Here is a 25,289-nt window from a genome sequence, read left to right as displayed (position 1 = left end):
CTAAACTATATAGACAGGGTGGCCGTGAAGAATTTTGCCGATCTGACCGAACGCGAAGTGCTTGCTGTCGCGATCTCCTCCGAGGAGGAGGACAGCCGCATCTATATGAGCTTCGCCGAGGACCTGAAGGAGCGCTATCCGGACTCGGCCAAGATCTTCGAGCAGATGGCCGAGGAAGAGCGCGGCCATCGTCACATGCTGCTGGAAATGTACGAGCAGCGCTTCGGTCCGCATTTGCCCCCGATCCGCCGCGAGGACGTCAAAGGCTTTCTGCGCCGTCGTCCGGTCTGGCTCACCAAAAACCTGCCGCTCGACACCGTCCGCAGGGAAGTCGAGACGATGGAATTGCAGGCCGAGCGCTTTTACGTGAAGGCCGCCGAACAGGCGCAGGATGTCGGCGTGCGCCGCCTGCTCGGCGATCTGGCCGAAGCCGAGAAAGGCCACGAAGAGGTGGCCGCCAAGCTGACGGACCAGATCCTGAGCTCAGACGTGCGCGCCGAAGAAGACCGCACCAACCGGCGCATGTTCGTGCTGCAATATGTGCAGCCAGGTCTCGCCGGCCTGATGGACGGTTCCGTCTCGACGCTGGCGCCGCTGTTCGCGGCTGCGTTCGCCACGCATCAGAACTGGCAGACATTTCTGGTCGGCCTCGCCGCCTCGATCGGCGCCGGCATCAGCATGGGTTTTGCGGAAGCGCTGTCCGACGACGGCTCGCTGACGGGTCGAGGTTCACCCTGGCTGCGAGGTCTCACCTGCGGCTTGATGACGACGCTCGGCGGGCTTGGGCACACCTTGCCCTATCTCGTGCCCGATACCTGGTCCAACGCATTCTGGATCGCGACCGGAATTGCCGGAATTGTCGTGTTCTTCGAATTGTGGGCGATCGCCTTCATCCGCGCGCGCTACATGGACACGCCGTTTCTCCAGGCCGTGTTCCAGATCGTGCTCGGCGGCGCGATCGTGCTGGCGGTGGGGATTTTGATCGGAGCGGCGTAGGAGGTTGTCATGCCCCGGCTTGACGGGGCATCCAGTACGCCGCGACCTCTCCGTATCCGATCTGCGCCGGTGGAATACTGTATCGCCCGGTCAAGCCGGGCGATGACTGCGAGTGGTTGCGGCTCACCGCGTTTCGTCTTGCTCACATGTCAATCGCGATCAAACGGCGGTTGCGGTGCTGGGCCAAACTGCGCATCATCGTTCCACAATAAGAACAGGAGATGCGCCATGGCCAAATCCGAATGGAGCTTCAAGAGCGCGGTCGCGCTGTCGGCCGCGTTGACCGCGAAGAAGGTCTCGTCGGTCGAGCTCACCCGCGATGCGATCGACCGCATCGAACGGCACGACGGCAAGGTCAACGCGATCTGCGTGCGGGATTTCGACCGTGCGTTGGACGCCGCACGCGAGGCGGACGCCGCATTGGCCCGCGGCGAGCGCAAGCCGCTGCTCGGCCTGCCGATGACGATCAAGGAATCCTTCAACATCGCCGGCCTGCCCACGACCTGGGGCTGGACGCCGCAGAAAGATTTCAAGCCGGCGGGGGACGCGCTGTCGATCGCCAGGGTGAAGGGTGCCGGCGGCGTCATCCTCGGCAAGACCAACGTGCCCGTGGGATTGGCGGATTGGCAGAGCTACAACGAGATCTACGGCACGACGAACAATCCATTCGATCTCGGCCGCACGCCGGGTGGCTCGTCGGGCGGCTCGTCTGCGGCGCTGGCGGCAGGCTACGGATCACTCTCGCTCGGGTCCGACATCGGCGGCTCGCTGCGCGTGCCCGCCTTCCATTGCGGGGTTTATGCGCACAAGCCGACCTACAATCTCTGTCCAACGCGTGGCCACACGCCGCCGCCGTTTCCAGCCATCCCGATGGAGCGCGATATGGCGGTGATCGGTCCGATGGCGCGCAGCGCCGTCGACCTGCCCCTGCTCCTGGATGTGATGGCAGGCCCCGATCCGTTGGACCTGGGCATCGGATACAAGCTCGCGCTGCCGGAGGCGCGACACCGTGCGTTGAAGGATTTCCGTGTGCTGGTGATCGACAGCCACCCGCTGCTGCCTGCGAATGCCGACATTCGCACCGCGATCGAGAAGCTGACGAAACAATTGGCGGGCGCAGGTGCGAGCATCACACGTGAAAGCCCGATGTTTCCTGACTTCACGGAAGCCTCCCGCCTCTACATGCGCATGCTGATGGGTTTTCTCGGCGCCTTCTTTCCGCCGGACATTCTCGCCGGCGCGCGTGCCGGGGCAGCGCAGCTCTCACCAGAAGACAAGAGCCTTGCTGCCGAGCGGCTGCGCGGCATGACCAGCACACATCAGGCCTGGGTGTTCGACGAGGGCGCTCGCGCCGGCCTGCGCGCGCAATGGCGGCAATTGTTCAGGACATTCGATGCGGTGATCTGCCCGATCATGCCGACCCCGGCCTATCCGCATGATCATTCGCCGGAGCAGGAAAAGCGCCGAATCAATATCGATGGCAAGGACCACGCCTATCCGGACCAGCTTGCGTGGCCCGGCATCGCCACGCTGACAGGACTGCCGGCAACGGCCATTCCGCTCGGTCTGTCGAAGGATGGCCTGCCGGTCGGCGTGCAAATCATCGGGCCCTTCCTCGAGGACCGCACACCGCTGAAGCTCGCCGAGCTGATCGAACGCGAGTTCGGCGGGTTCGTGCCGCCGCCCTTGTTCAATGACTGAGAGAAATCTCATGAACAACGACCTCGAACAGCTCACCGCGCTCAACCGCGACTATGTCGCCTCGGTGCAGAATTGCGACGTCAAGCGCTTCGACGAAATATTGGCGCCGGAGTTCTACTGCTCTAATCCCGACAAGACGCTGGTCGATCGCGAGGCCTTCCTGAAGCAGACGGCGCGGCCGATTGCGATCCGTGACCTCAGGGCACACGAGGTTATCATCCGTATCATGGGCGATTTCGCCATCATCCATGCGGCGACGAGCTACACCAATGCGGACGGCCAGCAGGCCACCGGCCGCTATACCGATTGCTGGGCGAAAAGAGACGAGACGTGGCTGGCTGTGTCGGCGCACGTGTCGCGGTAGGGAGCGCGTCAGACTGCACATTCTCCGGGACAGCCGGATATCCGGGAGGCCGCGAGGTCACCGCCCCAGATTCTTCAGCAGCAATTTCAGCGCTGTCGCTGCAAATATCTGCATATTGGCGAAGCGGTCATTGTCGCCCGTCTCCAGCGTTGTCACCTCGACTGCGGGCCCGGCGACCGCCATGCAGCTGTGGCCTGCCGCATCGCCGTAGCGATTGCCGGTGGGACCGGACGCGCCGGTCTCGGACAGGCCCCAATCGCAGTTGAAACGGCTGCGCATCCGCTCGGCCAGCAGCTGCGCGTAGGGCTCCGACGAGGAACGAAAGCCCTTCATTCCTTCGTCCGAAATATCCATCAGCACGCGCCGGGCATCGCGGGTGTAGACCACGGCGCCGCCGAGGAAATAGGCGGACGCGCCGGGGACCGCGAGAAGGCTGGCCGAGATCAGGCCGCCGGTCGAGGATTCCGCCACGGCAATGGTCTGTTTGCGCGCGATCAGTTTTGCGGCGACCTGTTCCGCAATGCTAACGAGCTCTTTCATTCCCTGACCCCTTATGCCTTCGCAACCGAGCTCGGCCTTTCTAGCATATGACAGCGCCGTTGGCCGAGTTGCAGCCAACGGGCAGGCCTGCTTGAATGGCGGCCAAAGGCGGAGCGGCCAAGCGCCGCCCGCGAGACGACGCGACGAGGAAACGTGAAGGACACGTCATGGCGTCCCTGATCGCCGGCGGGGTGGATTGCGATGTGCATCCGGCCGTGCCGCATCTGACCAGCCTGCTGCCCTACCTGAACGACTATTGGCGCGATCAGGTGACGACGCGCGGCATGGTCGATCTCATCTCGCAATCCTACCCGCAAAACTCGCCGATCACGGCGCGGCCCGACTGGCGCCCCGAAAGCGGCAAGCCGGGCGAGAGCCTAGCGGACATGCAGCGCCATGTGCTCGATCCCTTCCGGCTCTCGCATGCTATCTGCAATCCGCTTTATGGCGTGCAGATGGTGTTTTCAGAGGATCTGCAGGCCGCCTTCTGCCGCGCACTGAACGACTGGCTCGCGAAGGAATGGCTCGATCGCGATCCGCGGCTGCGCGGCTCGATCGTGATTCCCACCCAAAGCGTCGAGAAGGCTGTCGCCGAGATCGAGCGCTGTGCGACGGATCGCCGCTTCGTGCAGGTGCTGATGCTGGTGATGGGCGACACGCCGCTCGGCAAGCGCGCGCTCTGGCCGATCTACGAGGCGGCAGAACGGCTGGAACTTCCGATCGGCATTCATGCCGGTTCCGCCTATCACAATCCGCCGACGGCCGTGGGCTGGGGGTCCTACCACATCGAGGATTATGCCGGTCAGGCCCAGGCGTTCCAGACCCAGCTCACCAGCCTGATCGTCGAGGGCGTGTTCGCCAAATATCCACGCCTGAAGATGGTGATGCTGGAATCCGGGGTGTCCTGGATCTCCCCATTTCTGTGGCGCCTGCACAAGTTCTGGCGTGGGGTGCGGATGGAGACGCCGTGGGTCGATCGCGCGCCGCTGGACATTGTGCGCAGCAACATCCGCTTCTCGTTGCAGCCATTCGACGCGCCGCCGGATGAGGCAACATTAATTCGCCTGTTTGATCATATGCAGTCGGACGAATTGGTCGTATTCTCCACGGACTATCCGCACTGGCAGTTCGACGGCCAGGAGGCGCTGCCCGCAGGTCTCACCCCCGATCTCGTGCGCAAGATCATGATCGATAATCCGCACGCGACCTATCCCCGCCTGACTTAGCCGCTGCCAAAGGAGGCAAGGCGATGAATATTCAGTTCCGCGAAAGCTCCGAAGCCGCTTCCCCACTGGCCGTCAAAACCGCGATCGCGGACTGCGACATCCATCCGGCACGCGCGACCCGTGCCGAGCTCTATCCCTATCTGGCCAAACGCTGGCAGCATCATCTCGAAGTCTACGGCGTCCATGCCTATCAGGGCATGATGGAAGGTCCGCCCTATCCGAAGGCCCAGCCCAACGCCTCGCGCCGCGACGCCTATCCGCCGGAAGGCGGGCCACAGGGCTCCTCGCTGTCCTTCATGCAGAAGCAGCTGCTCGATCCCAACAACGTGCAGCTCGGCGTGCTCAATCCGCTCAACACCGGCCAGGGCATCCGCAATCACGAGCTCTCGGCCGCTTTGTGCTCGGCGATCAACGATTGGCAGATCGACAAATGGACCAGCAAGGACAAGCGGCTGAAGGCCTCCATCGTCGTCGGCAATGAGGACGGGCTATCGGCCGCAGCCGAAATCCGCGAGCGCGCCGGCGACAAGAATTTCGTGCAGGTGCTGCTGCTCAGCCGCAACGTCGAGCCGCTCGGCCAGCGCCGCTACTGGCCGATCTACCAGGCTGCGGAAGAGGCCGGCCTTCCCGTCGGCGTCCACGCCTTCGGCTTCGGCGGCAACCCGATCACGCCGTCGGGCTGGCCTTCCTATTACATCGAGGAAATGGTCGGACATTCGCAGTGCCAGCAATCGGCGCTCGCGAGCCTGGTGCTGGAGGGCGTGTTCGAGCGTTTCCCGAAATTGAAGATGGTGATGATCGAGGCCGGCTTCGGCTGGGCGCCGTCGCTGGCGTGGCGACTCGACAAGGTCTGGCAGCGCCTGCGCAGCGAGGTGCCGCATGTCAAACGGCCGCCGTCCGAATATATCCGCGAGCAGGTGTGGTGGACGACGCAGCCGATGGAGGATCCGGAGCGGCGCGAGGATCTGTTCGACGTCATCAAGTGGATCGGCTGGGACCGGCTGCTGTTCGCCACCGACTATCCGCACTGGGATTACGACGAGCCCTCGCGCGTGCTGCCCGCAGGCGTCAACGACGATGATCGCGAGGCCTTCTATCTGGGCAATGCGAAGAAGCTGTACGGGATCGCTTGATGGCGCGGCATGTGATTGCCGCGGCCGATGAGCTTCCGCCCGGCACGCGAAAATTTTTGGAGATCGACGGACGGCCGATCGCAATCTTCAACATCAAGGGTGAATATTTCGGCCTGATGAACCGCTGCCCGCATCAGGGCGCGGCGCTGTGCGAGGGACCCTTGATCGGACTCGCGCAATCGACCGATCCGGGCGAGATCGAATACACCAAGCTCGGCGAGATCCTCCGCTGCCCCTGGCACGGCTGGGAGTTCGACATCCGCACCGGCCAGTCCTATTGCGACCCCCGCCGCTTCCGCGTCAAGGCGTACCCGGCCCATGTCGAGCCGGGTGCGAGCGTGGTGAAGGGGCCGTATGTCGCCGAGACGATACCGGTGAAAGTCGAGAGCGACTACGTCGTGGTGGACCTGTAGCGAAGCAGACGGCGCGGAATTGCGCCGGCGATCTCAAGCTTTATTCTGCGTTGCCGCGATCATCCAGTCGCGGAATGCGGCGAGCTTCGGCGCCTCGCGGCGGCCCTCCGGCGCGACCAGGTAGAAGCCGGCATCGGCCGGCAGCGCGATCTTGAACGGGACCACTAGTCGCCCCTTGGCAATGTCGTCCTGAACGTAGGAGGTCCGCCCCATCGCCACGCCGATGCCGTCGATCGCGGCCTGAATGGTCATGAAGATCATGTCGAAGGTGATGCCGGGCTGCCTGGCGATGTCGGCCGGCTGACCCGCCGCCGTCAACCACAGCCGCCAGTCGTCGCTGTTGGCATTGGAGGTGTGCAGCAGCATGTGGCTCTTGAGGTCCTCGGGACAGCGCAACGGCTTGTCACCGCGCAGCAGAGACGGGCTGCACACCGGAAACAGCTCGTCCGCCATCAGCCAGTCGGCGCGCAAGCCCGCCCACTGGCCGCGCCCGTAACGGATCGCGGCATCGACATTGTCGCGCTGGAAGTCGACGAGGCTGGTGGAGGTGGTGATGCGGACGTCGATGCCGGGATGGTGCTCCTGGAAATCGGTCAGCCGCGGCAGCAGCCATTTTGCGGCCAGCGAAGCCAGCGTCGAGACCGTCAGCACCTTGTCATCGTCCTTGCGCAGCAGCCGGTCGGTGGCGAGACGTAGGTCGTTGAAGGCGGCGCGGACGCCCGGCAGATAGTCGCGCGCCTCCGGCGTCAGCGTCAGCGCGCGGTTCTGCCGGACGAACAGGCGGATGCCGAGCTCCTCCTCGAGCCTGCGGATCTGATGGCTGATCGCGGTCTGGGTCACGTTCAGCTCGGATGCCGCCAGCGTGAAGCTGAGATGGCGCGCGGCGGCCTCAAAGGCCCGCAATCCGTTCAGGGAGGGCAATCTGGCAGTCATATGGCAGCAGGATACATGACGTTATTTCATGCGAAAGAGTACAAATTGTCGTTTGTCGCAGTGCACCCGCAAGCAGATATTAGCGGTCAACTTAGCTCCAGGAGCTGACAATGTCTACTTTGACCCAGAATTCGATGACAAATCATCATGCGCCAGGGCTGATCCACCAGATCGGCGAGACCATTCACATCTGGCACGAGCGCTACCGGACCCGGCGGGAGCTCACCAACTGGTCCGCGCGCGACCTTCAGGACGTCGGGCTGTCCTGGAGCGATGTGGCCTACGAGGCCGACAAACCCTTCTGGCGGGCCTGATTGGCCGCCAGGCCGGCGCCGCCTGACTGTGGGGGCGCCGGCGGTCCCTTTTCCCTTTGGTCCCCTTGGGGGCGCGTGTCATGAGCACCCTTCGCCTGGAAGATCTGAAGCAATATTCGGACACGCTGCGCACGCGACACGGCGAGGCGCTGCGCGTTCGCTTCGTCGAGCCGCGCGACACCGAGGAGCTCCAGCACTATTTTCGCTCGCTCTCGACGCGGTCCCGCTACAACCGCTTCTTCGGCGCGATCAGCGAACTGCCGCAGGGCCTGCTGCACGAATTCCTTCAAATCGGCGAACGCGAACGTTTCACCGTGGTGGCGACCATGATGGTCGACGGCTTCGAGACCATCGTCGCCGAAGCGCGCTATGCGCTGCATGCCGAAACCGCGACGCTTGAATTCGGCCTGTCGGTTGCCGACCGCTGGCAGGGCCACGGTATCGCCACCGTGCTGATGAAGAATCTTGAATGCCGCGCCGCCGCGCTTGGCGCCGACCACATGTTCGGCGACACGTTGCGCTCCAACGCGGCCATGATCTCGCTCGCACGCAAATCGAGCTTCGCCTTCGTCAAACATCCTGACGACTGGAAGCTGGTGCGCTTCGACAAGGAGATCTCCGTCGCACCGAAAGACATTCCTTGCGCGAGCTGGCGTCTCGTCGCCCTTTCCCGTCAGGCCGATAGCCCCTCAGCCTCGGCCTGACTCCACTCGTGCCCGGCCTGGCGAAACCAGTGCCGGGCATTTTTTTCGCCCCTACTTCCCCGTGAACACCGCCTTGCGTTTGTCGATGAAGGCCTGCACCGCCTCCTTGTGGTCGGCGGTCGTGGTCAGGCGGACCAGACGCTCGGCTTCGTGGTCGCGCGCGGTCTCGAAGTCGAACAGCAGGGCCTCGTCGAGATTGTCCTTCATGTAGCGCAACGCGAGGCGCGGACCTCCGGCAAGGGATTTCGCCAACGCAAGGGCCTCTGCCTGCAATTTATCGTCGGGCACCACGCGGTTGACGAGACCGATGGCCTCGCACCTGACGGCATCGACCCGATCGCCGGTGAACAGCAGCTCGCGCGCCCGCGCGGTGCCGACGAGGCGCGTCAACAGCCACGCGATGCCATAGTCGCCGCTGAGCGCAATGCGCGCATAGCCGGTGGCCACGAAGGCCGATTGCGCGGCAATGCGGATGTCGCAGGCCATGGCGATGGCGAGCCCCGCGCCGATCGCCGGCCCCGGCAGCGCCGCGATCGTCGGCTTGCGCACCGACACCAGCGCGCCGGTGAGCAGGCGCTGCCGCTCCTGGAGATCGGCGACCTTATCGTCAAAGGACATTTCAAGCTTCTTCGGGTCGCGATGCGCGCCCATGCCCTTGACGTTGCCGCCCGCGCAGAACGCTTCGCCCGCGCCGGTGATCAGCAGCGCGCCGACATCGGGGTTCTCGCCGCAGGAGCGGATTATCGTGCGCAGCGCCGGAGTCAGTGCGTCCGACAGCGAGTTGCGCGCCTCGGGCCGGTTCAGCGTGATCACAGCGACGCGATCGCGGATCACGCAGAGGAGTTCACTGGTGCCGGTATCGATGGTGGTTTCCGTGGTCATGCCGCTCCCTCTGTTTCGTCATTGCGAGGAGCGAAGCGACGAAGCAATCCTGTTTTCAATGGAGGCATTTCTGGATTGCTTCGCTTCGCTCGCAATGACGGTCGTTGTGAATTTATCGTCTCAAAACTTCTCCACCCACGGCCGCAGCTCCAGCTCCCAGCTCCAGGCGCTACGCGGCTGCTGCAACACGTTCCAGTAGCTCGCCGCGATGGCATCGGGATCGAGCATCGAATCCGGCTTCTCCGGCGCTTCCGCGCGCGTTGCGCTCCTGATGCCGCCATCGATCACGAAATGCGCGACATGGATGCCTTGCGGCGACAATTCGCGCGCCATGCTCTGCGCCAGCCCGCGCAGTGCGAATTTGCCCATCGCGAACGGTGCGGACTGCGCATAGCCCTTGACGCTGGCCGAAGCGCCGGTGAACAGGATCGCGCCGTGCTGGTTCGGCAGCATGCGCCTGGCCGCCTGCTGCGCCACCAGGAAGCCGCCATAGGCACTGACCGCAATGGCGTTCGCCACGTCGGCCGGAACGAGATCGACGAACGGCCCGCGCGCGCGGCCGCTGGCGTTGTAGACGACCAGGTCGGGCGTGCCGATCTCGCGTTCGACCAGGCCGAACAGGCGCTCGACCTCATCAGGGTCTGTGGCGTTGCAGGCATATGCCTTGGCGCCAGTCTCGCTGCAGAGCGCGCCGAGCTTCTCGATTTTTCGAGCGGCCAGTGCGACGCGGATGCCCTGGGCGGACAGCAGCCGCGCCAGCGATGCGCTCAGACCTTCGCCGGCGCCGACGATGAGGGCGATCTTGTATTTGGGGTGTTCCATGACGTGATCTCTCGAAGACGGGAAGCCGCTGATCTATGCACGGTCCGCGCGGACAACCAGCCAGGACGATCACAATTCCGCAGAGCGAATTGCTCCCACGCGGCGATCATGCCTCCCTGACAATTTGCGGCTTTATCCGCTTTCGCGACTGGAGCATGATCGACATCATCCCAAGCGGCAAGCGCCAAATCAGCGCAAAGTGACCGCAAGGCGGAAACGAAGAGGACGATCATGCACAAGCCGGCTCCCGCGCAGGCAAAACAGGTCGCGGCCGCGCCATCCGGACTGCTGGCTCCCGATACCACCGGCATGAATTTCTACCGCGCCGATCAGGCGCTCACCGATCTCCTGCGCATTCATCTGCCGGACACGCTATTCCGTCACATCGAGCCGCATCTCGATCGCCTGGGTGAACTCGCCGGCGGCGTGCTCGATGAATGCGCGCGGCTCGCCGACCGGCACACGCCGGTGCTGCACCAGCGCGACAAGTTCGGCCGCGACGTCCAGTGGATCGAATACCACCCGGCCTATCGCGAGCTGGAGAAGGCAGCCTTCGGCGAGTTCGGCATCCACGCGCTCTCGATCCGCAAGGGCATCATGGGCTGGCCGGACAAATATCCCGTCGTCGCCAAGCACGCCTTCACCTTCCTGTTCAACCAGACCGAATTCGGCATGGGCTGCCCGATCAACGTCACCGACGGCTGCGCCAAGCTGCTCGCGAACTTCGGCAGCGACGCGCTGAAGGCGAAATATCTCGACGGTCTGACCCAGACCGACATGAGCAAGCTGACCCAGGGCGGCCAGTTCATGACCGAGAAGGAAGGCGGCTCCGACGTCGGGACGCTGACCACGACGGCGGTGCAGGAAGGCGACCATTGGCGCCTCACCGGCGAAAAATGGTTCTGCTCGAACGCCGACGCAAAAGTCGTGATGCTGCTGGCGCGCCCCGAAGGCGCCGGCCCCGGCACGCGCGGAGTCGGCCTGTTCCTGATGCCGCGCTTCCTGGACGACGGTTCGCAGAACCACTACCGGATCGTGCGTCTGAAGGACAAGCTCGGCACGCGCTCGATGGCTTCGGGTGAGATCAAGCTCGAAGGCGCGATCGCCTACGCGGTCGGAAAGCTCGATCGCGGCTTCGTGCAGATGGCCGAGATGGTGAACTCGTCGCGGCTTTCAAACGGCGTCAAATCCACCGCGCTGATGCGGCGGGCCTACCATGACTCGATGACGGTCGCCAAGAACCGAGTGGTGTTCGGCAACCGCATCATCGACCTGCCGCTGGGCCGGCGCCAGATGCTGAAGATCATGCTGCCGGTCGAGCAGGCGTTGTCGATGAGCTTTCTCACCGCGGACGCGCTCGACCGCGCCGAGGCCGGCAGCCAGGATGCAGCCGCACTGCTGCGCATCCTGACGCCGACCTTGAAATTCCGCGCGACCCGCGATGCGCGAAAGGTCTGTGGCGACGCGCTCGAGATGCGCGGCGGCATCGGCTATATCGAGGAATTCGCGACCGCCCGCCTGCTCCGCGACGCGCATCTCGGCTCGGTCTGGGAAGGCACCGGCAACATCGTCGCGATCGATGCGCTCCGGCGTGCGGTCGGCCGCCACGGCGCCGAATCCGCGCTCGCCGCCGATCTGCACGCCCGCCTTGATGACAGCCCCTCGGTGCCACAGGCCTGGCGCGACCGGCTCCGCGGCCTCACCGATCGCGCGGTCGGTTTTGCGCGCGAGGTCGCGGCCAAATCCGAAAACGAAGCCGATGCGCGCCGCGCCACCAGCCTGCTCTATCATGTCGCCAGCGCCGTGGCGCTCGCCTGGGAGGCACATCGTATTCACGCCATGCGCGGCGATGCGCGAAGGCTGTTGTTGTCGCGGCTGGTGATCGATCACCGGGTGTCGCCGAGCGATCCGTTCCGGCTGACGGAAAATGCCGTGCAGCAGAAGATCGCGGCGCTGCTGCTCGGCGAGCGTGATGCCGGCATGAGCGAGGTTGGCGAACTGGTCTTGGCGGCGTAGGCTGCACCCACGTTCAAAGCAAAAAAAGCGATAGGGAGTGCTCGATGAAGGCCGCCGTCCTCCATGAAGTCAACAAGCCTCTGGTCATCGAGGATGTCAGCCTGCCGAAGCCCGGCCCGCGCGAGGTCCTGATCCGGACGTCGGTCGCAGGTCTCTGCCACTCCGATCTGCACTTCATGGAAGGCCTGTATCCGCATCCGCTGCCTGCGGTGCTCGGGCACGAGTCCGCCGGTATCGTCGAACAGGTCGGCTCCGACGTCACCTATGTGAAACCGGGCGACCATGTCGTCACTTGCCTGTCCGTGTTCTGCGGCACCTGCGACAATTGCACCACAGGCCGCACGGTGCTCTGCACCGACACCACCGTAAAACTGCTGCCGGGCGCCTCTAATCGGATGCAGTGGGCCCGCTCGGAGAAGCTGCATCAGTTTCTCAACCTCTCTTCTTTCGCCGAGCAGATGCTGGTGCACGAGAACGCGATCGTCAAAATCCGCAAGGAGATGCCGCTCGATCTCGCCGCGCTGATCGGCTGCGGCGTCATTACCGGCTACGGCGCGGTCGTGAACACGGCGAAGGTGACGGCCGGCGAGACCGTGGCCGTGATCGGCTGCGGCGGTGTCGGCATGGCTGCGATCAACGGCGCGCAGATCGCAGGCGCCGGCCGCATCATCGCCATCGACACCAATCCGGCCAAGCTCCAGCTCGCGACCAAGCTGGGCGCCACCGACATCATCAACCCGGCAGACGGCGACGTCGTGAAGCAGGTGCGCGATCTCACCAATGGCGGCGTGCATCATTCCTTCGAGGTGCTCGGCCGCAAGGAGACCGCCGAGCAGGCCTTCGGCATGCTCGCCTCGGGCGGCACGGCCACCATCGTCGGCATGATTCCGTTCGGCCAGAAGATCGAGCTGCATGGCTTCGACTTCCTGCGCGAGCGCAGGATCCAGGGCTCCTCGATGGGCTCGAACCATTTTCGCGTCGACATGCCGCGGCTGGTGGATTTCTACCTGCGCGGCCGGCTGCACCTGGAAGACTGGATCTCGGCCAAGCTGAAGCTCTCCGAGATCAACGAAGGCTTTGCAAACATGAAAGCCGGCAAGACGCTGCGCAGCGTGATCATGTTTGACAGCTGATGCAACAGACGCGGTCCTCGGCACGCGAGGCACTTTGCGCGGCGTGCTCACAGCCGGAGTGATAAAGTCAAGCTGACCGGTCAGAACCTTCGGCCGAGGTGGAACGCGACTCTTTGAAGAGCCGCAACGTCATGGCCGTGGCAAGGCCCGTGGCGAGCAGGTACGCGGGCGACATGTTCCAGCCGCTACCTGCGAATACTAAATAGCAGAGCAATCCGGCAGTCGACGCGGCGAATCCAAGCCAGGCAAGTCTCGGAAAGCGAAAGTCACGTTCGCTGCGCCAAAGGTCAAGCACGAGATATGACGCGATAAAGGTGTTGCAGAGCGCCGCCGGCGGCAGCCCCATGACGATCCCGCGATCGAAAGCGAGATAGGATAACACGCCATCGACCTGCGCAATTACCGCGAAGGGCAAATAGCGCAGATTGAGGCAGGCCAGGGCGATGGACGCAAGTTCGAATGCATAGAAGTAGCGCTCGTGCATCTTCGGCAGCAGGTACGGCATGAGCATGAGCGAGACACACGCGACGAGCAGAATAAACTCCGGCCCCCCGCGCTTGGACTGCGTGATGAAGATCGACAAGGCAAGCCCGCTGGCCGTTGCGAGCACCACGCCGATGGCGACTCCGATTACGTACGGCGTGCCTGCAGCGAACACCCAGATGTTCGCCGCACTTATGAAAAGTTGATGAAAGGTGTTAGCTTGGTCGATATAAACCGTGAACACAGAGACCAAGGATCTGCCCGCGATGAGAACCGGAATGGCGAGCACCACATAGACTCCGGGAACAGCGGCGAGCCATGCTACGCGGATCTTGCGGCGCAGAATCATACCCAACACGAAGGGGCCCAAGAATACAGCTTGGGCCTTCACCGCAGATGCCATTGCGAATGGCAAAATGCCATTCCGGTCCCGCATGAACAGCGCCGCAGAAAGCAGCGTGAAGAAGGTCCAGATCGAATCCGCCTGCCCCCACAATGCACCGTTAAAGATCACCGTCGGTGCAAGCCAGACCGCGCAGAAGGCTACAGAGGCGCGCAATGGCACGTTTGTAGCTCGCCAGACCATCTGGGCGACAACGATTGCGCAACCGAACTCGAATATTGCCGAGATCATCTTCACAAGGGAAAGTGGCTGGCCGAGCCAATCAAATCGGGTGGCGATCAGCAGGAGGTAGCTGTAAAACGGGGTGTAGTTGGTGAAGCCCTCGGCCAGCGCGCCAATACCGTGATCTCGAGCAAAGGTATACCAAGGGATCAGGAACTGAAAGGCGTCGACTGTGGCGTGCTCCCGGGTGAGGTAACGGAGGCCAAGGCCTACAAACCCGCACACCATCAGTAGGGTGATCGCGAGCGGCCAACTCGTAGCCAACGCCTGCTCTGGATGGACACGGCCTTCGGGCTCGCGCGGCGTGCCATTCCCACCAGTGTCTTTTGCCGCGCCATTACTCTTTGCTGGATTTGCAAGCGACTCTCGGCGATCACAGGCGGGGCCGGTGAAATCAGGAAGATATGGACTTCCGACTTCAGAACGTTGTTGGTCGTTTTTTGCTCTCCCAAACGCTTGGACACTTAGAGCTTCGCGCGCATCCATGATGATTTCTACCAGATCGAAACAACGACGTTGGGGCAGCCTGTGATCAACCTATACGAGTATTCAATCGCGAGGTGTATAAGAATTGATTGTGCAATTTGCTGATGGCTCGCGAAAAGATCGTTTGGTTAGCGAATACTTAGGGGAACCGACGATCATCGAAATGACTGCCAGCAGGGCGGTAAGCCCGGCAAGACCGGATCTCGACCGAGCGCATGAATGGCTGGATGAAGCCCCGAGTATGACGGCGTAGGCAGGAGCAGACCTACCGCTGCAAATGTCGCGTAAAGATCCGCACCACATGACCCCTGACCCGCGGCGCTTCGTCGTAAAGGTCCGATGCGAGCCGCTCGATGGTCTCGCGCAGCGACAGGAACTGGGCCTGCCGCGCGCTGCTTTCGGTGCCCTGCATGCCCGCAAGCTCGTCCATCGCGGCGTCGCTGATCTGGCACTGCACGACCTCGTCGTCGTTCAGCATGGTGAAGCGAAAGGCGAGCCGTTCGAGATCATGGCCAATGATCCTGTCGCGCATGAGTGGCATCAAATCGTCCCGGTCGACCCCCGCGCCGAAAATGCCGAAAATCCCGCTGCTTGTCAGCAGCAAAGGCAATCCATCGCCTACTGGAACGCAACTTCGGCGAAACTGCGGAGCTTTCGCGAATGCAGCCGTTCGGATTCCTGCTGCTTGAGCCGTTCCAGCGCCTTCAAGCCGATCTCGAGATGCTGGCCGACGCGGCGGCGGTAGAATTCGCTGGCCATGCCTGCGAGCTTGATCTCACCGTGCAGAGGCTTGTCGGAGACGCACAGCAGCGTGCCGTAGGGGACGCGAAAGCGGTAGCCGTTGGCGGCAATCGCGGCCGATTCCATGTCGAGCGCAACCGCGCGCGACTGCGACAAGCGGCGAATGACATCGGGCCCGCTGATCTCCCAATTGCGGTTGTCGACGCTCGCGACGGTGCCGGTGCGCATCAGGCGCTTGAGCTCGAATCCTTCGAGCCCGGTGACGTCCTCCACCGCCTCCTCGAGCGCGACCTGCATCTCCGCGAGCGCCGGGATCGGCACCCACAGCGGCAATTCACGATCGAGCACATGGTCCTCGCGCACGTAGCCATGGGCGAGCACGTAGTCGCCGAGCCGCTGCGTGTTGCGCAGGCCCGCGCAATGGCCGAGCATCAGCCAGGCATGGGGCCGCAGCACGGCAACATGGTCGGTGACGTTGCGCGCGTTGGACGGACCGGTGCCGATGTTGATCAGGGTGATGCCGCGATAGCCGGGCGCGACCAGGTGGAAGGCTGGCATCTGCGGCCCGCGCGCGGGCGCAACGCCCGTCGTCGCGCCGCCGCTGCGCGTGATCACATTGCCTGGCGCGACGAAGGCATCAAGGCCGGCCTCGCCAGCCTGAAGCCGCTGCTGGCAGAGTTGCGCGAAGGCGTCGACGTAGAACTGATAGTTGGTGAAGATCACGAAGTTCTGGAAATATTCGGGGTCCGTGCCTGTGTAATGGTAGAGCCGACGCAGCGAGTAGTCGACGCGGGCCGCCCGAAACAGGGACAGCGGCTCGGGCGCGCCAGGCTGGAGCTCGAAAGTGCCGTCGGCGATGGCATCGTCCATGGTCGCAAGATCAGGCACGTCGAACGCATCGCGCAGCGACCGCGTCACTGGCGAATTCTCGCTGGTGGTGATGGCGGCCTCGATGTTGATATCGCGGCGATAGGCGAAGTGAACGGGGATCGGTTCGTCGGACTCGCCGATTTCGATCGGAACGCCGTGGTTCTGGATCAACAATCCGATCTGCTCGGTCAGATAAGTCCGGAACAGATCCGGACGCGTGACGCTGGTCTCGTGCACGCCGGGCCGGGCGACGAAGCCGTAGGCGAGACGCGAATCCAGCCGCGCATGCGTCGCGGTGGTGACACGGACGAAGGGATAGAAGGCCCGCACCCGCGTCGTGATTGCCTCGCCGTTGACGTAAGCTTCGAACCGGTCTCGCAGGAACTTCGTGTTGCGCTCGTAGATCTCTTCGAGGCGGGCGACGGCGAGGCCGGCGTCGGAAAAGGATTCGGTGGCGACGGAGGGTGGAGATTGGATGGATTGCATTGTTCGACGCCAGGTTGCTGGGACTGAATCGAACTATAGCAAGAAAACTAAAGCAAGAAAGAAGCCGCCCGTCATTGCGAGCGTAGCGAAGCAATCCAGAAATCTCGCCGCGGAGGCAACCTGGATTGCTTCGCTGCGCTCGCAATGATGAAAGGAGGCGATGACGCGCCTTCGCGCGTCACTTCTCCCGGAACGCGCGCATGAACTGGTCGTGCAGCGGCTTCATCAGATAGGACAGCATGGTGCGGTCGCCGGTCTGGACGAAGGCTTCCGCCGGCATGCCGGGGATCAGCCTGGAGTCACCGAGCTTGGCGACCTCTTCCGCGGACAGCGAGACGCGGATGGTGTAGTAGCTCTGGCCGGTGCGCTGATCGGTGGTGACGTCGGGCGAGACGCGGCTGACGACGCCGTTGAGCTCGGGCGTAGTGCGCTGGTTGAAGGCGGAGAGGCGCAGCAGCGTCTTCTGGCCGATCTGGAGCTTGTCGATATCGACCGGATTGACCTTGGCCTCGACCTGGAGATCGTCGGCCTGCGGCACGATCAGCATGAGGGCGTCGCCGGCGGTGATGACGCCACCAACCGTATGCACGGTCGATTGCAGTACCATGCCGTCCTGCGGCGCGCGGATGTCGACGCGGCGAAGCTGGTCCTCGGCGGCGACCTTGCGCTCGATCATTTCGCCGATCTTGTCGTTGGTCTCGCGCAGATCCTTGGAGACCTCGCTGACCATGTCCTTGTCGACCTGGATGATCTGGAGCTCGGTCTCGGTGATCTTGCCTTTGGCCTGCGCGCGCGAGGCGATGTACTGCGCGCGCTCGCCGTTGAGGCGGGCGCTGTCGCGTTCGAGCGTGGTCAGGCGGGAGATCTGCACCAGGTGCTTGTCATAGAGATCCCGGACACCGACGAGCTCCTGCTGCACCAGCGAGATTTCCCTGTCCTTGGCCCGCTCCTGCGCGGAGAGGCCCTCGATCTCCTCGTTGAGCTGCTGGATGCGCTCGCGCAGCTGCGCCTTCTGGCCGGCGCGTCCGTTGACGCGAACGTCGAACAGCTTGGTTTCGGCGGAGAGCAGCGCCTTGACGTCGGGATCGTTGCCGCGATCGAGCAGCGCCTGCGGGTAGTCGATCCTGTCGATCCCGCGCTGCTCGGCCTGGAGCCGCGCGGCACGCGCCTGCGCCGCGTCGAGATTCTTGGTGACGATGGCGAGGTTGGCCTTGGTGACGGTGTCGTCCAGCCGCACCACGATGTCACCGGCCTTGACCACGTCGCCATCGCGAGCGCGCAGCTCGCCGACCACGCCGCCGGTCGGATGCTGCACCTTCTTGACGTTGGATTCGACCACGATCTGGCCGGGCGCGATCAGCGCGCCCGAGATCTGCACGGTCGATCCCCAGCCGCCGAGCCCGACCAGGAGCACCAGCACGATCCCAAGCCCGAGCATCAGGTGAAACCGGATCGACTGCCGTACGGTCCGCTTCGCGGCGGGCTTCGCCCCGCCGAGCGCCATCGTGCTCATGCCTTGGCTCCGCCTTCGCTGACGATCTTGATCGGCGCCGGCGGCGTCACACGCGGCTGGAGCACCTGGGCGAGCACCTGCTCCTTCGGCCCGAAGGCCTGCATGCGGCCGTCGCGCAGCACCAGGATCTGATCGACCGCTTCCACGCCGATCGGGCGATGTGCCACCACGACGACGATGGCGCCGCGCTCGCGCGCCGCGCGGATGGCGCGGGTCAGCGCTTCGTCGCCTTCGGTATCGAGATTGGAATTGGGCTCGTCGAGCACGATCAGGAACGGGTTGCCATAGAGCGCGCGCGCCAGTGCCACGCGCTGCGCCTGGCCCGCGGAGAGCGCCGTGCCCTGCTCGCCGACCTGGGTGTTGTAGCCCTCGCGCATCTTGATGATCATCTCGTGCACGCCGGCTTCCTTGGCGGCGGCGATGATGCCGTCAGACGTGGCCTCGGGATCGAAGCGGCTGATGTTCTGCGCGATGGTGCCGCCGAACAATTCGACGTCCTGCGGCAGATAGCCGATATGGCGGCCAAGCATGTCCGACGACCATTGGTCGAGCGCCGCGCCGTCGAGCCGCACCTTGCCGCGGACCGGTTGCCAGACGCCGACCAGCGCGCGGATCAGCGACGACTTGCCGGAGCCGCTCGGTCCGATCACGCCGAGGCCGTTGCCGGCTTCGAGCGCAAAGGTGACGTCCTGCACGATGAGGCGCTGGTCGCCCGGCGGCACCATGGCGATGCCTTCGACCGAGAGGCGGCTGGTCGGCGCCTGCAGCTGGGTCGGCATCGTCTGCGCCGGCATCTGCTCCAGAAGTCGGGTCAGGCGGTGCCAGCTCTGGCGTGCCGCGACAAAGGATTTCCAGTGCGCGATCGCGAGGTCGACCGGCGCGAGCGCACGGGCCGAGAGGATCGAGCCGGCGATGATGATGCCGGCGGTCGCCTCCTGATGGATGACGAGATAGGCGCCGACGGCGAGCACGGCCGATTGCAGCATCATGCGCAGCACTTTTGCGACCGCGCCGAGACCGCCGGCGACGTCGCTCGCACGCTGGTTGCCGTCGAGATATTTTTCGTTGGCCTCGCTCCAGCGCGCGTTCATCCGGCCGGCCATACCCATCGACACCATGACTTCGGCATTGCGGCGGCTGGCCTGGGCGAGATCGTTGCGCTGGGCGGCAAGGCCCATCGCGTCCTTCGCCGGCTGGCGCGACATGAACTCGGTGACCAGCGTCAACCCGACCAGGATGACGGCGCCGACCAGCGCGGTGACGCCGATCATGACGTGGAAGGCGAAGCAGATGGCGAGATAGAGCGGCAGCCAGGGCAGGTCGAAGAACGCGCTCGGTCCCATGCCCCCGAGGAAGGAGCGGACATTGTCGAGATCGCGCAGCGGCTGAAGCCCCTCGTTGCGGCTGCCGACCAGCAGCGGCAGGCGCACGATGGTGTCGAACACCCGCTTGTTCAGGGCTTCGTCCAGCGCGGTGCCGACCCGGCCCAGGATCCGGTTACGGATCATGTCCAGCACGCCCTGCGCCATGTAGAGGAAACTGGCGAGGACGATCAGGCCGACCAGGGTCGGAATGCTGCGGCTCGGCAGCACCCGGTCGTAGACCTCCAGCATGAAGATCGACCCGGTCAGATAGAGCAGGTTGATCATGCAGCTCATCAAGCCGACGCCGACAAACGCCGTGCGACAGGCGCGCAGCGCATCACCGAGCTCTGAGCGGCGGACGCCGGGAACGGCTGCCATCAGTCTGATCTCTTTCGGGTAGGGGCCAAAGTCCCTGATTTCAAAGGCAAATTCAGGAGTAATTGACCCGGATTAACATCGCGTTTGCGCTCATCGCCCAACGCAGTCGAATACCCGGGACCCCTATGGCCCACATCACCCCCGACCGGCCCTGCACGCAAGTCCGGATTCTCACGATCTTGCGGCTTTTTCTTGCAGACATGTCCCCGGGCGGGGAGAGGTCAAAAGTTCGATCAATTGAACTCGGGCGCCATTAGAACCGGCCACCGCCGCGGACCAACCGCACCACCAGCAGCAGGATGACCGCGCCGATCGCGGAATAGATGATCTCCGATATCAGTCCGGTGCCGATGTGAATGCCAAGCTTCGGAAACAGGAAGCTTGCCACCAGTGCGCCGGCGATGCCGACCACGATATCGCCGATAATGCCGAATCCGGTTCCGCGCACCACCTTGCCGGCCAGCCAACCCGCCACCAGGCCGACGAACAGGATGACAAGCAGGCCTTCATTGGAAATGTACATAAGTGAGGTCCCTCTCCGTGAACGGTTCCAGGGAAGCGGAACCGGGATGAACGAGGTGTGAATGCTGTTCCCCACTTCCCGGTCGCGGTCAAATATCAGGACAGTGCGGTGACCGGCTCCGCCAGCACGCACCGTGCCGCCCGGCCCGGGCCGACCTCCACAGTCCCTGGCAGTTGTTCCAGGCAGCGCGGCTGGGCTACGGCGCAGCGGGGCGCAAAGGAGCAGTTGTGCGGCCTCTCGCCGAGCGACGGCGGGGTGCCGGGGATGGTCTCGAGCCGCTGTCCCCGCTTGGCCCCGTGGACGGTCGAGGCGAGCAGGCCCTTGGCGTAGGGATGCACCGGCGAGCGGACGATGTCGCGAAGCGTGCCCTGCTCCACGATCTGGCCGGCATACATCACCGCGACCCGGTCGCAGATCTCGATGGCGACCCCGATGTCATGGGTGACGAAGATGACGGACATGCCGAACTCGCGCTGCAATTCGCGCAACAGCAGCAGGATCTGGATCTGCACGGTGGCATCGAGCGCGGTGGTCGGCTCGTCGGCGAGCAATATCTTGGGACGACACGCGAGCGCCAGCGCGATCATCGCGCGCTGACGCATGCCGCCGGACATCTCATGCGGATAGGCATCGAGCCGGCGTTTGGCCGAAGGAATGCGCACGACCTCGAGCATTTCGAGCGCCCTCGCCCTGCCCTCCGCGTAAGACTTGCCTTCGTGACGCACCACGCTTTCTGCGATCTGCGCGCCGATGGTGTAGACCGGGTCGAGCGCGAGCGCCGGCTCCTGAAAGATCATCGACACGGTCTGGCCGCGGAACGACGACAGCTGCTCGTCGTTCATGGCGAGCACGTCGCGGCCCATCACGTTGACCTTGCCCGTGATCTGCGTGCGCTTCTTCGGTAACAGCCGCATCAGTGCACGCAAGGTCACGCTCTTGCCCGAACCGGACTCTCCGAGCAGGCCCAGCACCTCGCCGTCGCCGAGCGAGAGGCTGAGATCGTTCACGGCATAGACCGTGCGCTCGCCGGTGAAGCGGATATTGAGGCCTGAGATCTCGACGAGCTTTGTCATGACGGCGGTTTCGGCAGCCGGGCGTGGTAGTCGGTGGCGCGCTGGAATGCGGCGCCGATGGTGAGCAGCGTCGCTTCATCGAACGAGCGGCCGATCAGCTGCATGCCGACCGGGAGACCGCTCTTGGTGAAGCCAGAGGGCACCGTGAGCGAGGGCAGGCCGAGGTAATTCACCGGACGGGTGAATAGCGTCAGCCGCTGCAACAGCGCTGGCGCGTTCGGCCCGCCGCCGACGTCGCTCTCCTCGATCGTCGGCGCCGGCACCGGCGACGCGGGCGCGATGATCGCATCGACACCTGATGTCGCAGCGTTGTGCGCAGCGAGCGCCGGTCCGCGCCAGCGCATCGCCTCCAGATAGGTGATGGCGGGGACCGCGAGCCCGTTCTGAAGCCGCATCAACACCTGCGGACCATAATCCTGCGGCCGCTCGATCATCCAGCGCTTGTGGAAAGCGGCGGCTTCGGCTGCAAGCACGAGCTGGCTTGCCGAGGACAATTGCCGCTGGTCGGGCAGCTCAACCGTGACGATGTCGGCGCCCTCGCGCTTGAGCACCGCAATGGTTTCGTCCAGCACGCGCGCGACCTCGCCGTCGAGATCGTCGACATAGAAGGACGAGGGGACGCCGACTTTGAGGCCCTTCAGCGAGCCCTTGGTCGCGCCGACATAGTCAGACAGCGGCTCATGACTGCAGGTCGAATCCTCAGGATCAGGGCCGGCCATCAGCGCCAGCAGCAGCGCGCAATCCTCGGCGGTGCGGGCGAGCGGGCCGACTGTGTCGAGCGACTGCGACAGCGGCATCGCACCGGCGCGGCTGACCCGGCCGACCGTGGTCTTCAATCCCGTGACGCCGCAGAAATGCGCGGGCATGCGGATCGAGCCGCCGGTGTCGGAGCCGAGCGCGGCATAGGTCAATCGCGCCGCGACCGCAGAGCCCGAGCCTGACGACGAGCCGCCGGTGATGTGCGCGACATTCCAGGGATTGCGAACCGGACCATAATGGGCGTTATGACCGGTCGGGCCATAGGCGAACTCCGCCAGATGCAGCGTGCCGAGCCGAACCTGGCCGGCGTTCTTCAGCCGCTGCAAGGCAGTCGAGGTGACGGTCGGAACGAAATCGCGGCGGATCAGCGAGCCGCAGGTCGCGACGTGACCTGCGTCGTAATACATATCCTTGTGCGCGAGCGGCACGCCATGCAGCGGACCGCGGACTTCCCCCTTGGCGAGTTCGGCGTCGGCGGCATCGGCAGCCTTCAGCGCCGCCTCCGATTCGATCGACATGAAGGCGTTGAGATGCGGCTGCCACTGCGCGATACGATGCAGCAGCGCGCGCGTCACCTCATGCGAGGACACCTGCTTCATCGCGATCGCGCGCGCGACCTCGGTGAGCGTCATCAATTCCGGTTCGGTGCTCATTTCGAGACCTTGCCAGTCTGCGCGATCGGATAGAGCGCGGGCTCGAGATCGAACGGCAGCGTGCCGGCAATGGCCGCAAAGCCCTCGAAGGCCGGTCCGATGGAATTGGAGATGCGCGTCGCGATCTCGTCGTCGACGGGAACGCCGGCGACCTGTGCCGTCGCCTTGATCTCTTTTGTCGTCGGTCTCGTCATACGGTTTCCTCCTTGGGCGCGCGGCTATGGCCGGAACCCGGGATCGCCATGTAGCACGCGGCCTCGTGGCCCATTCTATCGAGCGCGGTGAGTTTTGGTGTCGCATTTGCGCAGAGCGGCTCCGCAAACGGGCAACGGGTGTGGAAGCGGCAGCCCGAGGGCGGATCGATCGGATTGGGCGGGTCGCCCGTGATCGGCGGCGTCTCGGTGCGGCGATCCGGATCCGAGGACGGCATCGCGGCAAGAAGTGCGCGCGTATAGGGATGCGCCGGCTGGTCCCAGACCTGGTCGACCGGGCCGAGCTCGACGACCTCGCCGAGATACATCACCAGCACGCGATCGCTGATGTAGCGCACGACGTTGAGATCGTGGCTGATGAAGAGATAGGTCAGGCCGAACTCGCTCTTGAGGTCGGCAAGCAAATTGAGCACTTGCGCCTCGACCGATTTGTCGAGCGCGGAAACCGCTTCGTCGAGAATCACCAGCCGCGGCGACAACGCCAGCGCACGCGCGATGTTGACGCGCTGGCGCTGACCGCCGGAGATCTCGTGGGGGTAGCGGTTGGCAAAGTTTGCAGGAACCAGGCCCACCTTGCCCAGCAGCTCGCGCGCCAGCGCGCGCGCGGCGGCGTCGGCCATGCCGTGCACCTTGGGGCCGAAGGCGATCGATTCCTCGATGGTCAGGCGCGGATTGAGCGAGGCGTAGGAATCCTGGAACACCATCTGCATGCCGCGGCGCAGCTCTCGCAGGGAGAGCGACTGCCCGATGCTCATGCCATCATAGATGATATCGCCGGTGTCACGCGGTATCAGATGCATCAGCAGCCGCGCGGTGGTCGACTTGCCGCAACCGGACTCGCCAACGATGCCGACGGTCTCGCCCTTGGCAACGGTGAACGAGACATTATCAACCGCCCGCACGGTGCGCTTTGCGGCGAACAGGCCGCCACGCACCGGGAAATGCTTGGTCAGGCCGTTGACCTGGAGCAGCGGTTGGGCGACGCCGCCGAGGTCTTCGATCGGCTCCAGCATTACGACTGACGTGCTGACTTCGCTCATGGCTAGTTCCTGATGTCCATGGCGCTGCGCAGGCCGTCCGAGAGCAGGTTGAAGCAGATCGAGACCGCGAAGATCATCGCACCGGGGAGTGCGGCGACCCAGGGGTTGACATAGATCGCGGTCCGTAAGGTATTCAACATCAGGCCCCATTCCGGCTCCGGTGGTTTGGTGCCGAGGCCAAGGAAGGACAGGCCCGCCGCAAGGATCATCGAGACCGAGATCAGGCTGGTCGCGTAGACGAAGATCGAACCGAGCACATTGCCGAGGATATGAACGCGCATGATGGTGAACGGTCCCGCGCCGGAGGCGCGCGCGGCATCGACGAAGTCCATGTTGCGCACGCCGGTGGTGACGCTTTCGGCGACGCGGGTGATCTGCGGCACGAACACGACGGTCAACGACACGATGGAATTGAGGATGCCCGCGCCCAGCGCGCCCGAGATCGCGATCGCCAGCAGCACGGACGGAAACGCATAGAAAACGTCGATCGTGCGCATGATCGCGGTGTTGAGCTTGCCGCCGACATAGCCGGCAACGAGGCCGAGCGAGGTGCCGATGCAGAAGGCGAGGATCACAGGCAAAATGCCGATGAGAAGCGACAGCCGGCCGCCATAGATCAGGCGCGCCAGCATGTCGCGGCCGAGCTCGTCGGTGCCGAGCGGGTAGCCTGATGTGCCGATGTGGCGCAGGCGGCGGATCATGGAGCCCTTGTACGGATCTTCCAGACCGAGCCACGGCGCAACGATCGCGGACAGGAAGATCAGCAGCAGCACCAGCGCACAGACCATGCTGACCTTGTCGCGCCGGATACGACGGCCGACGGTCGCCCAATAGCCGCCCGCCTTGGTCGCGGGCGCGGACTGAAGCGCGGCGTCGCTTGTGACTGACAACGGAAGCTCGCTCATC

Annotated in this window: 25 protein-coding genes; 10 read left to right on the top strand and 15 right to left on the bottom strand. The window is 64.2% G+C overall.

The window, feature by feature from the left end; all coding sequences use genetic code 11:
* The first annotated feature begins 24 nt into the window (after positions 1-24).
* The 3 genes from mbfA (at position 25) to IVA75_RS18895 (ending at position 3,061) form a co-directional block, all read left to right on the top strand.
* Positions 25-996 (top strand): iron exporter MbfA, encoded by a 972-nt coding sequence (gene mbfA / locus IVA75_RS18905; protein WP_027570114.1) that lies wholly within the window; start codon positions 25-27, stop codon positions 994-996.
* 228 nt (positions 997-1,224) lie between these two features.
* A complete protein-coding gene (locus IVA75_RS18900) occupies positions 1,225-2,697 on the top strand; it encodes an amidase (RefSeq protein ID WP_247283345.1) in 1,473 nt (490 codons plus the stop codon).
* A 10-nt stretch (positions 2,698-2,707) separates the two neighbouring features.
* Positions 2,708-3,061 carry a nuclear transport factor 2 family protein gene (locus IVA75_RS18895; RefSeq protein WP_247283343.1) on the top strand — a complete coding sequence of 118 codons (354 nt, stop codon included), beginning with the start codon at positions 2,708-2,710 and terminating at the stop codon, positions 3,059-3,061.
* Positions 3,062-3,118: 57 nt separating this feature from the next.
* On the opposite strand, the gene IVA75_RS18890 is transcribed toward IVA75_RS18895, so the two are convergent.
* Positions 3,119-3,601: a CinA family protein gene (locus tag IVA75_RS18890; protein ID WP_247283341.1), complete on the bottom strand. Its 483-nt coding sequence runs from the start codon at positions 3,599-3,601 to the stop codon at positions 3,119-3,121.
* Positions 3,602-3,768: 167 nt separating this feature from the next.
* Between IVA75_RS18890 and IVA75_RS18885 the strand changes: the two genes are divergently transcribed.
* From IVA75_RS18885 to IVA75_RS18875, 3 genes are read left to right on the top strand one after another with little or no spacing between them, the layout of a single operon-like run.
* Positions 3,769-4,827 (top strand): amidohydrolase family protein, encoded by a 1,059-nt coding sequence (locus tag IVA75_RS18885; protein WP_247283339.1) that lies wholly within the window; start codon positions 3,769-3,771, stop codon positions 4,825-4,827.
* Between the two features lie 23 nt (positions 4,828-4,850).
* Positions 4,851-5,960, top strand: coding sequence for an amidohydrolase family protein (locus IVA75_RS18880; RefSeq protein WP_027570109.1), 1,110 nt, complete (start codon positions 4,851-4,853; stop codon positions 5,958-5,960).
* A complete protein-coding gene (locus IVA75_RS18875) occupies positions 5,960-6,373 on the top strand; it encodes a Rieske (2Fe-2S) protein (protein WP_027570108.1) in 414 nt (137 codons plus the stop codon). The genes IVA75_RS18880 and IVA75_RS18875 overlap by 1 nt, the downstream gene beginning before the upstream one ends.
* Before the next feature lie 33 nt (positions 6,374-6,406).
* Here the strand turns inward: IVA75_RS18875 and IVA75_RS18870 are convergent, their stop codons facing one another.
* Positions 6,407-7,306 (bottom strand): transcriptional regulator GcvA, encoded by a 900-nt coding sequence (locus IVA75_RS18870; protein WP_027515345.1) that lies wholly within the window; start codon positions 7,304-7,306, stop codon positions 6,407-6,409.
* 110 nt (positions 7,307-7,416) lie between these two features.
* Here IVA75_RS18870 and IVA75_RS18865 point away from each other — a divergent pair, with 110 nt between their 5' ends.
* Together IVA75_RS18865 and IVA75_RS18860 are read left to right on the top strand one after the other, a co-directional pair.
* Positions 7,417-7,620 carry a DUF1127 domain-containing protein gene (locus IVA75_RS18865; RefSeq protein ID WP_027570106.1) on the top strand — a complete coding sequence of 68 codons (204 nt, stop codon included), beginning with the start codon at positions 7,417-7,419 and terminating at the stop codon, positions 7,618-7,620.
* Between the two features lie 80 nt (positions 7,621-7,700).
* Positions 7,701-8,324, top strand: a complete 624-nt coding sequence (locus IVA75_RS18860) for a GNAT family N-acetyltransferase (RefSeq protein ID WP_247283337.1) — start codon at positions 7,701-7,703, stop codon at positions 8,322-8,324.
* Positions 8,325-8,375: 51 nt separating this feature from the next.
* Here IVA75_RS18860 and IVA75_RS18855 read toward each other — a convergent pair whose 3' ends face one another.
* Positions 8,376-9,206: an enoyl-CoA hydratase gene (locus tag IVA75_RS18855; protein WP_247283325.1), complete on the bottom strand. Its 831-nt coding sequence runs from the start codon at positions 9,204-9,206 to the stop codon at positions 8,376-8,378.
* A gap of 120 nt (positions 9,207-9,326) precedes the next feature.
* Positions 9,327-10,028 carry an SDR family NAD(P)-dependent oxidoreductase gene (locus IVA75_RS18850; protein ID WP_247283324.1) on the bottom strand — a complete coding sequence of 234 codons (702 nt, stop codon included), beginning with the start codon at positions 10,026-10,028 and terminating at the stop codon, positions 9,327-9,329.
* A 231-nt stretch (positions 10,029-10,259) separates the two neighbouring features.
* Between IVA75_RS18850 and IVA75_RS18845 the strand changes: the two genes are divergently transcribed.
* Both IVA75_RS18845 and IVA75_RS18840 read left to right on the top strand, forming a co-directional pair.
* On the top strand, positions 10,260-12,044 hold the full coding sequence (locus IVA75_RS18845) for an acyl-CoA dehydrogenase family protein (RefSeq protein ID WP_247283321.1): 1,785 nt from the start codon (positions 10,260-10,262) through the stop codon (positions 12,042-12,044).
* Between the two features lie 44 nt (positions 12,045-12,088).
* Positions 12,089-13,177, top strand: coding sequence for a Zn-dependent alcohol dehydrogenase (locus tag IVA75_RS18840; protein ID WP_219682968.1), 1,089 nt, complete (start codon positions 12,089-12,091; stop codon positions 13,175-13,177).
* A 67-nt stretch (positions 13,178-13,244) separates the two neighbouring features.
* Here IVA75_RS18840 and IVA75_RS18835 read toward each other — a convergent pair whose 3' ends face one another.
* The 11 genes from IVA75_RS18835 to IVA75_RS18785 all read right to left on the bottom strand — a co-directional run bounded on the left by IVA75_RS18835 (position 13,245) and on the right by IVA75_RS18785 (position 25,288).
* The gene (locus IVA75_RS18835; RefSeq protein WP_247283319.1) at positions 13,245-14,771 is read right to left on the bottom strand and encodes a hypothetical protein; all 1,527 of its coding nucleotides are present in this window, start codon (positions 14,769-14,771) and stop codon (positions 13,245-13,247) included.
* A gap of 265 nt (positions 14,772-15,036) precedes the next feature.
* A complete protein-coding gene (locus tag IVA75_RS18830) occupies positions 15,037-15,312 on the bottom strand; it encodes a DUF1488 family protein (protein ID WP_027570099.1) in 276 nt (91 codons plus the stop codon).
* 77 nt (positions 15,313-15,389) lie between these two features.
* Positions 15,390-16,868 (bottom strand): AMP nucleosidase, encoded by a 1,479-nt coding sequence (locus tag IVA75_RS18825; protein ID WP_247283317.1) that lies wholly within the window; start codon positions 16,866-16,868, stop codon positions 15,390-15,392.
* A gap of 178 nt (positions 16,869-17,046) precedes the next feature.
* Complete coding sequence (locus IVA75_RS18820) at positions 17,047-18,381, bottom strand: HlyD family type I secretion periplasmic adaptor subunit (protein WP_247283315.1); 1,335 nt, start codon at positions 18,379-18,381, stop codon at positions 17,047-17,049.
* On the bottom strand, positions 18,378-20,123 hold the full coding sequence (locus IVA75_RS18815) for a type I secretion system permease/ATPase (RefSeq protein ID WP_247283305.1): 1,746 nt from the start codon (positions 20,121-20,123) through the stop codon (positions 18,378-18,380). The genes IVA75_RS18820 and IVA75_RS18815 overlap by 4 nt, the downstream gene beginning before the upstream one ends.
* A gap of 253 nt (positions 20,124-20,376) precedes the next feature.
* Positions 20,377-20,646, bottom strand: a complete 270-nt coding sequence (locus tag IVA75_RS18810) for a GlsB/YeaQ/YmgE family stress response membrane protein (RefSeq protein WP_007605178.1) — start codon at positions 20,644-20,646, stop codon at positions 20,377-20,379.
* Between the two features lie 95 nt (positions 20,647-20,741).
* Positions 20,742-21,719, bottom strand: coding sequence for an ABC transporter ATP-binding protein (locus tag IVA75_RS18805; RefSeq protein ID WP_027570095.1), 978 nt, complete (start codon positions 21,717-21,719; stop codon positions 20,742-20,744).
* Positions 21,716-23,131 (bottom strand): amidase, encoded by a 1,416-nt coding sequence (locus IVA75_RS18800; protein WP_247283303.1) that lies wholly within the window; start codon positions 23,129-23,131, stop codon positions 21,716-21,718. Before IVA75_RS18800 ends, IVA75_RS18805 begins: the two co-directional genes overlap by 4 nt.
* Positions 23,128-23,325, bottom strand: coding sequence for a hypothetical protein (locus tag IVA75_RS18795; protein ID WP_247283301.1), 198 nt, complete (start codon positions 23,323-23,325; stop codon positions 23,128-23,130). The genes IVA75_RS18800 and IVA75_RS18795 overlap by 4 nt, the downstream gene beginning before the upstream one ends.
* Positions 23,322-24,383 (bottom strand): ABC transporter ATP-binding protein, encoded by a 1,062-nt coding sequence (locus IVA75_RS18790; protein ID WP_247283290.1) that lies wholly within the window; start codon positions 24,381-24,383, stop codon positions 23,322-23,324. Before IVA75_RS18790 ends, IVA75_RS18795 begins: the two co-directional genes overlap by 4 nt.
* A gap of 2 nt (positions 24,384-24,385) precedes the next feature.
* Complete coding sequence (locus IVA75_RS18785; protein ID WP_247283280.1) at positions 24,386-25,288, bottom strand: ABC transporter permease; 903 nt, start codon at positions 25,286-25,288, stop codon at positions 24,386-24,388.
* Position 25,289: the final 1 nt, after the last annotated feature.

The sequence above is a fragment of the Bradyrhizobium sp. 134 genome (assembly GCF_023074155.1).
In the GTDB taxonomy this organism is placed as follows: domain Bacteria; phylum Pseudomonadota; class Alphaproteobacteria; order Rhizobiales; family Xanthobacteraceae; genus Bradyrhizobium.
Note: the sequence above shows the minus strand (reverse complement) of the source record. Positions and strands in the feature narration are given on the sequence as shown.

What these genes read in the sequence shown, in the direction of transcription:
- IVA75_RS18900 (WP_247283345.1), top strand. Translation starts at nt 1,225, where the DNA reads ATGGCCAAATCCGAATGGAGCTTCAAGAGCGCGGTCGCGCTGTCGGCC.
- IVA75_RS18895 (WP_247283343.1), top strand. Translation starts at nt 2,708, where the DNA reads ATGAACAACGACCTCGAACAGCTCACCGCGCTCAACCGCGACTATGTC.
- IVA75_RS18890 (WP_247283341.1), bottom strand. Translation starts at nt 3,601, where the DNA reads ATGAAAGAGCTCGTTAGCATTGCGGAACAGGTCGCCGCAAAACTGATC.
- IVA75_RS18885 (WP_247283339.1), top strand. Translation starts at nt 3,769, where the DNA reads ATGGCGTCCCTGATCGCCGGCGGGGTGGATTGCGATGTGCATCCGGCC.
- IVA75_RS18880 (WP_027570109.1), top strand. Translation starts at nt 4,851, where the DNA reads ATGAATATTCAGTTCCGCGAAAGCTCCGAAGCCGCTTCCCCACTGGCC.
- IVA75_RS18875 (WP_027570108.1), top strand. Translation starts at nt 5,960, where the DNA reads ATGGCGCGGCATGTGATTGCCGCGGCCGATGAGCTTCCGCCCGGCACG.
- IVA75_RS18870 (WP_027515345.1), bottom strand. Translation starts at nt 7,306, where the DNA reads ATGACTGCCAGATTGCCCTCCCTGAACGGATTGCGGGCCTTTGAGGCC.
- IVA75_RS18865 (WP_027570106.1), top strand. Translation starts at nt 7,417, where the DNA reads ATGTCTACTTTGACCCAGAATTCGATGACAAATCATCATGCGCCAGGG.
- IVA75_RS18860 (WP_247283337.1), top strand. Translation starts at nt 7,701, where the DNA reads ATGAGCACCCTTCGCCTGGAAGATCTGAAGCAATATTCGGACACGCTG.
- IVA75_RS18855 (WP_247283325.1), bottom strand. Translation starts at nt 9,206, where the DNA reads ATGACCACGGAAACCACCATCGATACCGGCACCAGTGAACTCCTCTGC.
- IVA75_RS18850 (WP_247283324.1), bottom strand. Translation starts at nt 10,028, where the DNA reads ATGGAACACCCCAAATACAAGATCGCCCTCATCGTCGGCGCCGGCGAA.
- IVA75_RS18845 (WP_247283321.1), top strand. Translation starts at nt 10,260, where the DNA reads ATGCACAAGCCGGCTCCCGCGCAGGCAAAACAGGTCGCGGCCGCGCCA.
- IVA75_RS18840 (WP_219682968.1), top strand. Translation starts at nt 12,089, where the DNA reads ATGAAGGCCGCCGTCCTCCATGAAGTCAACAAGCCTCTGGTCATCGAG.
- IVA75_RS18835 (WP_247283319.1), bottom strand. Translation starts at nt 14,771, where the DNA reads ATGGATGCGCGCGAAGCTCTAAGTGTCCAAGCGTTTGGGAGAGCAAAA.
- IVA75_RS18830 (WP_027570099.1), bottom strand. Translation starts at nt 15,312, where the DNA reads ATGCCACTCATGCGCGACAGGATCATTGGCCATGATCTCGAACGGCTC.
- IVA75_RS18825 (WP_247283317.1), bottom strand. Translation starts at nt 16,868, where the DNA reads ATGCAATCCATCCAATCTCCACCCTCCGTCGCCACCGAATCCTTTTCC.
- IVA75_RS18820 (WP_247283315.1), bottom strand. Translation starts at nt 18,381, where the DNA reads ATGAGCACGATGGCGCTCGGCGGGGCGAAGCCCGCCGCGAAGCGGACC.
- IVA75_RS18815 (WP_247283305.1), bottom strand. Translation starts at nt 20,123, where the DNA reads ATGGCAGCCGTTCCCGGCGTCCGCCGCTCAGAGCTCGGTGATGCGCTG.
- IVA75_RS18810 (WP_007605178.1), bottom strand. Translation starts at nt 20,646, where the DNA reads ATGTACATTTCCAATGAAGGCCTGCTTGTCATCCTGTTCGTCGGCCTG.
- IVA75_RS18805 (WP_027570095.1), bottom strand. Translation starts at nt 21,719, where the DNA reads ATGACAAAGCTCGTCGAGATCTCAGGCCTCAATATCCGCTTCACCGGC.
- IVA75_RS18800 (WP_247283303.1), bottom strand. Translation starts at nt 23,131, where the DNA reads ATGAGCACCGAACCGGAATTGATGACGCTCACCGAGGTCGCGCGCGCG.
- IVA75_RS18795 (WP_247283301.1), bottom strand. Translation starts at nt 23,325, where the DNA reads ATGACGAGACCGACGACAAAAGAGATCAAGGCGACGGCACAGGTCGCC.
- IVA75_RS18790 (WP_247283290.1), bottom strand. Translation starts at nt 24,383, where the DNA reads ATGAGCGAAGTCAGCACGTCAGTCGTAATGCTGGAGCCGATCGAAGAC.
- IVA75_RS18785 (WP_247283280.1), bottom strand. Translation starts at nt 25,288, where the DNA reads ATGAGCGAGCTTCCGTTGTCAGTCACAAGCGACGCCGCGCTTCAGTCC.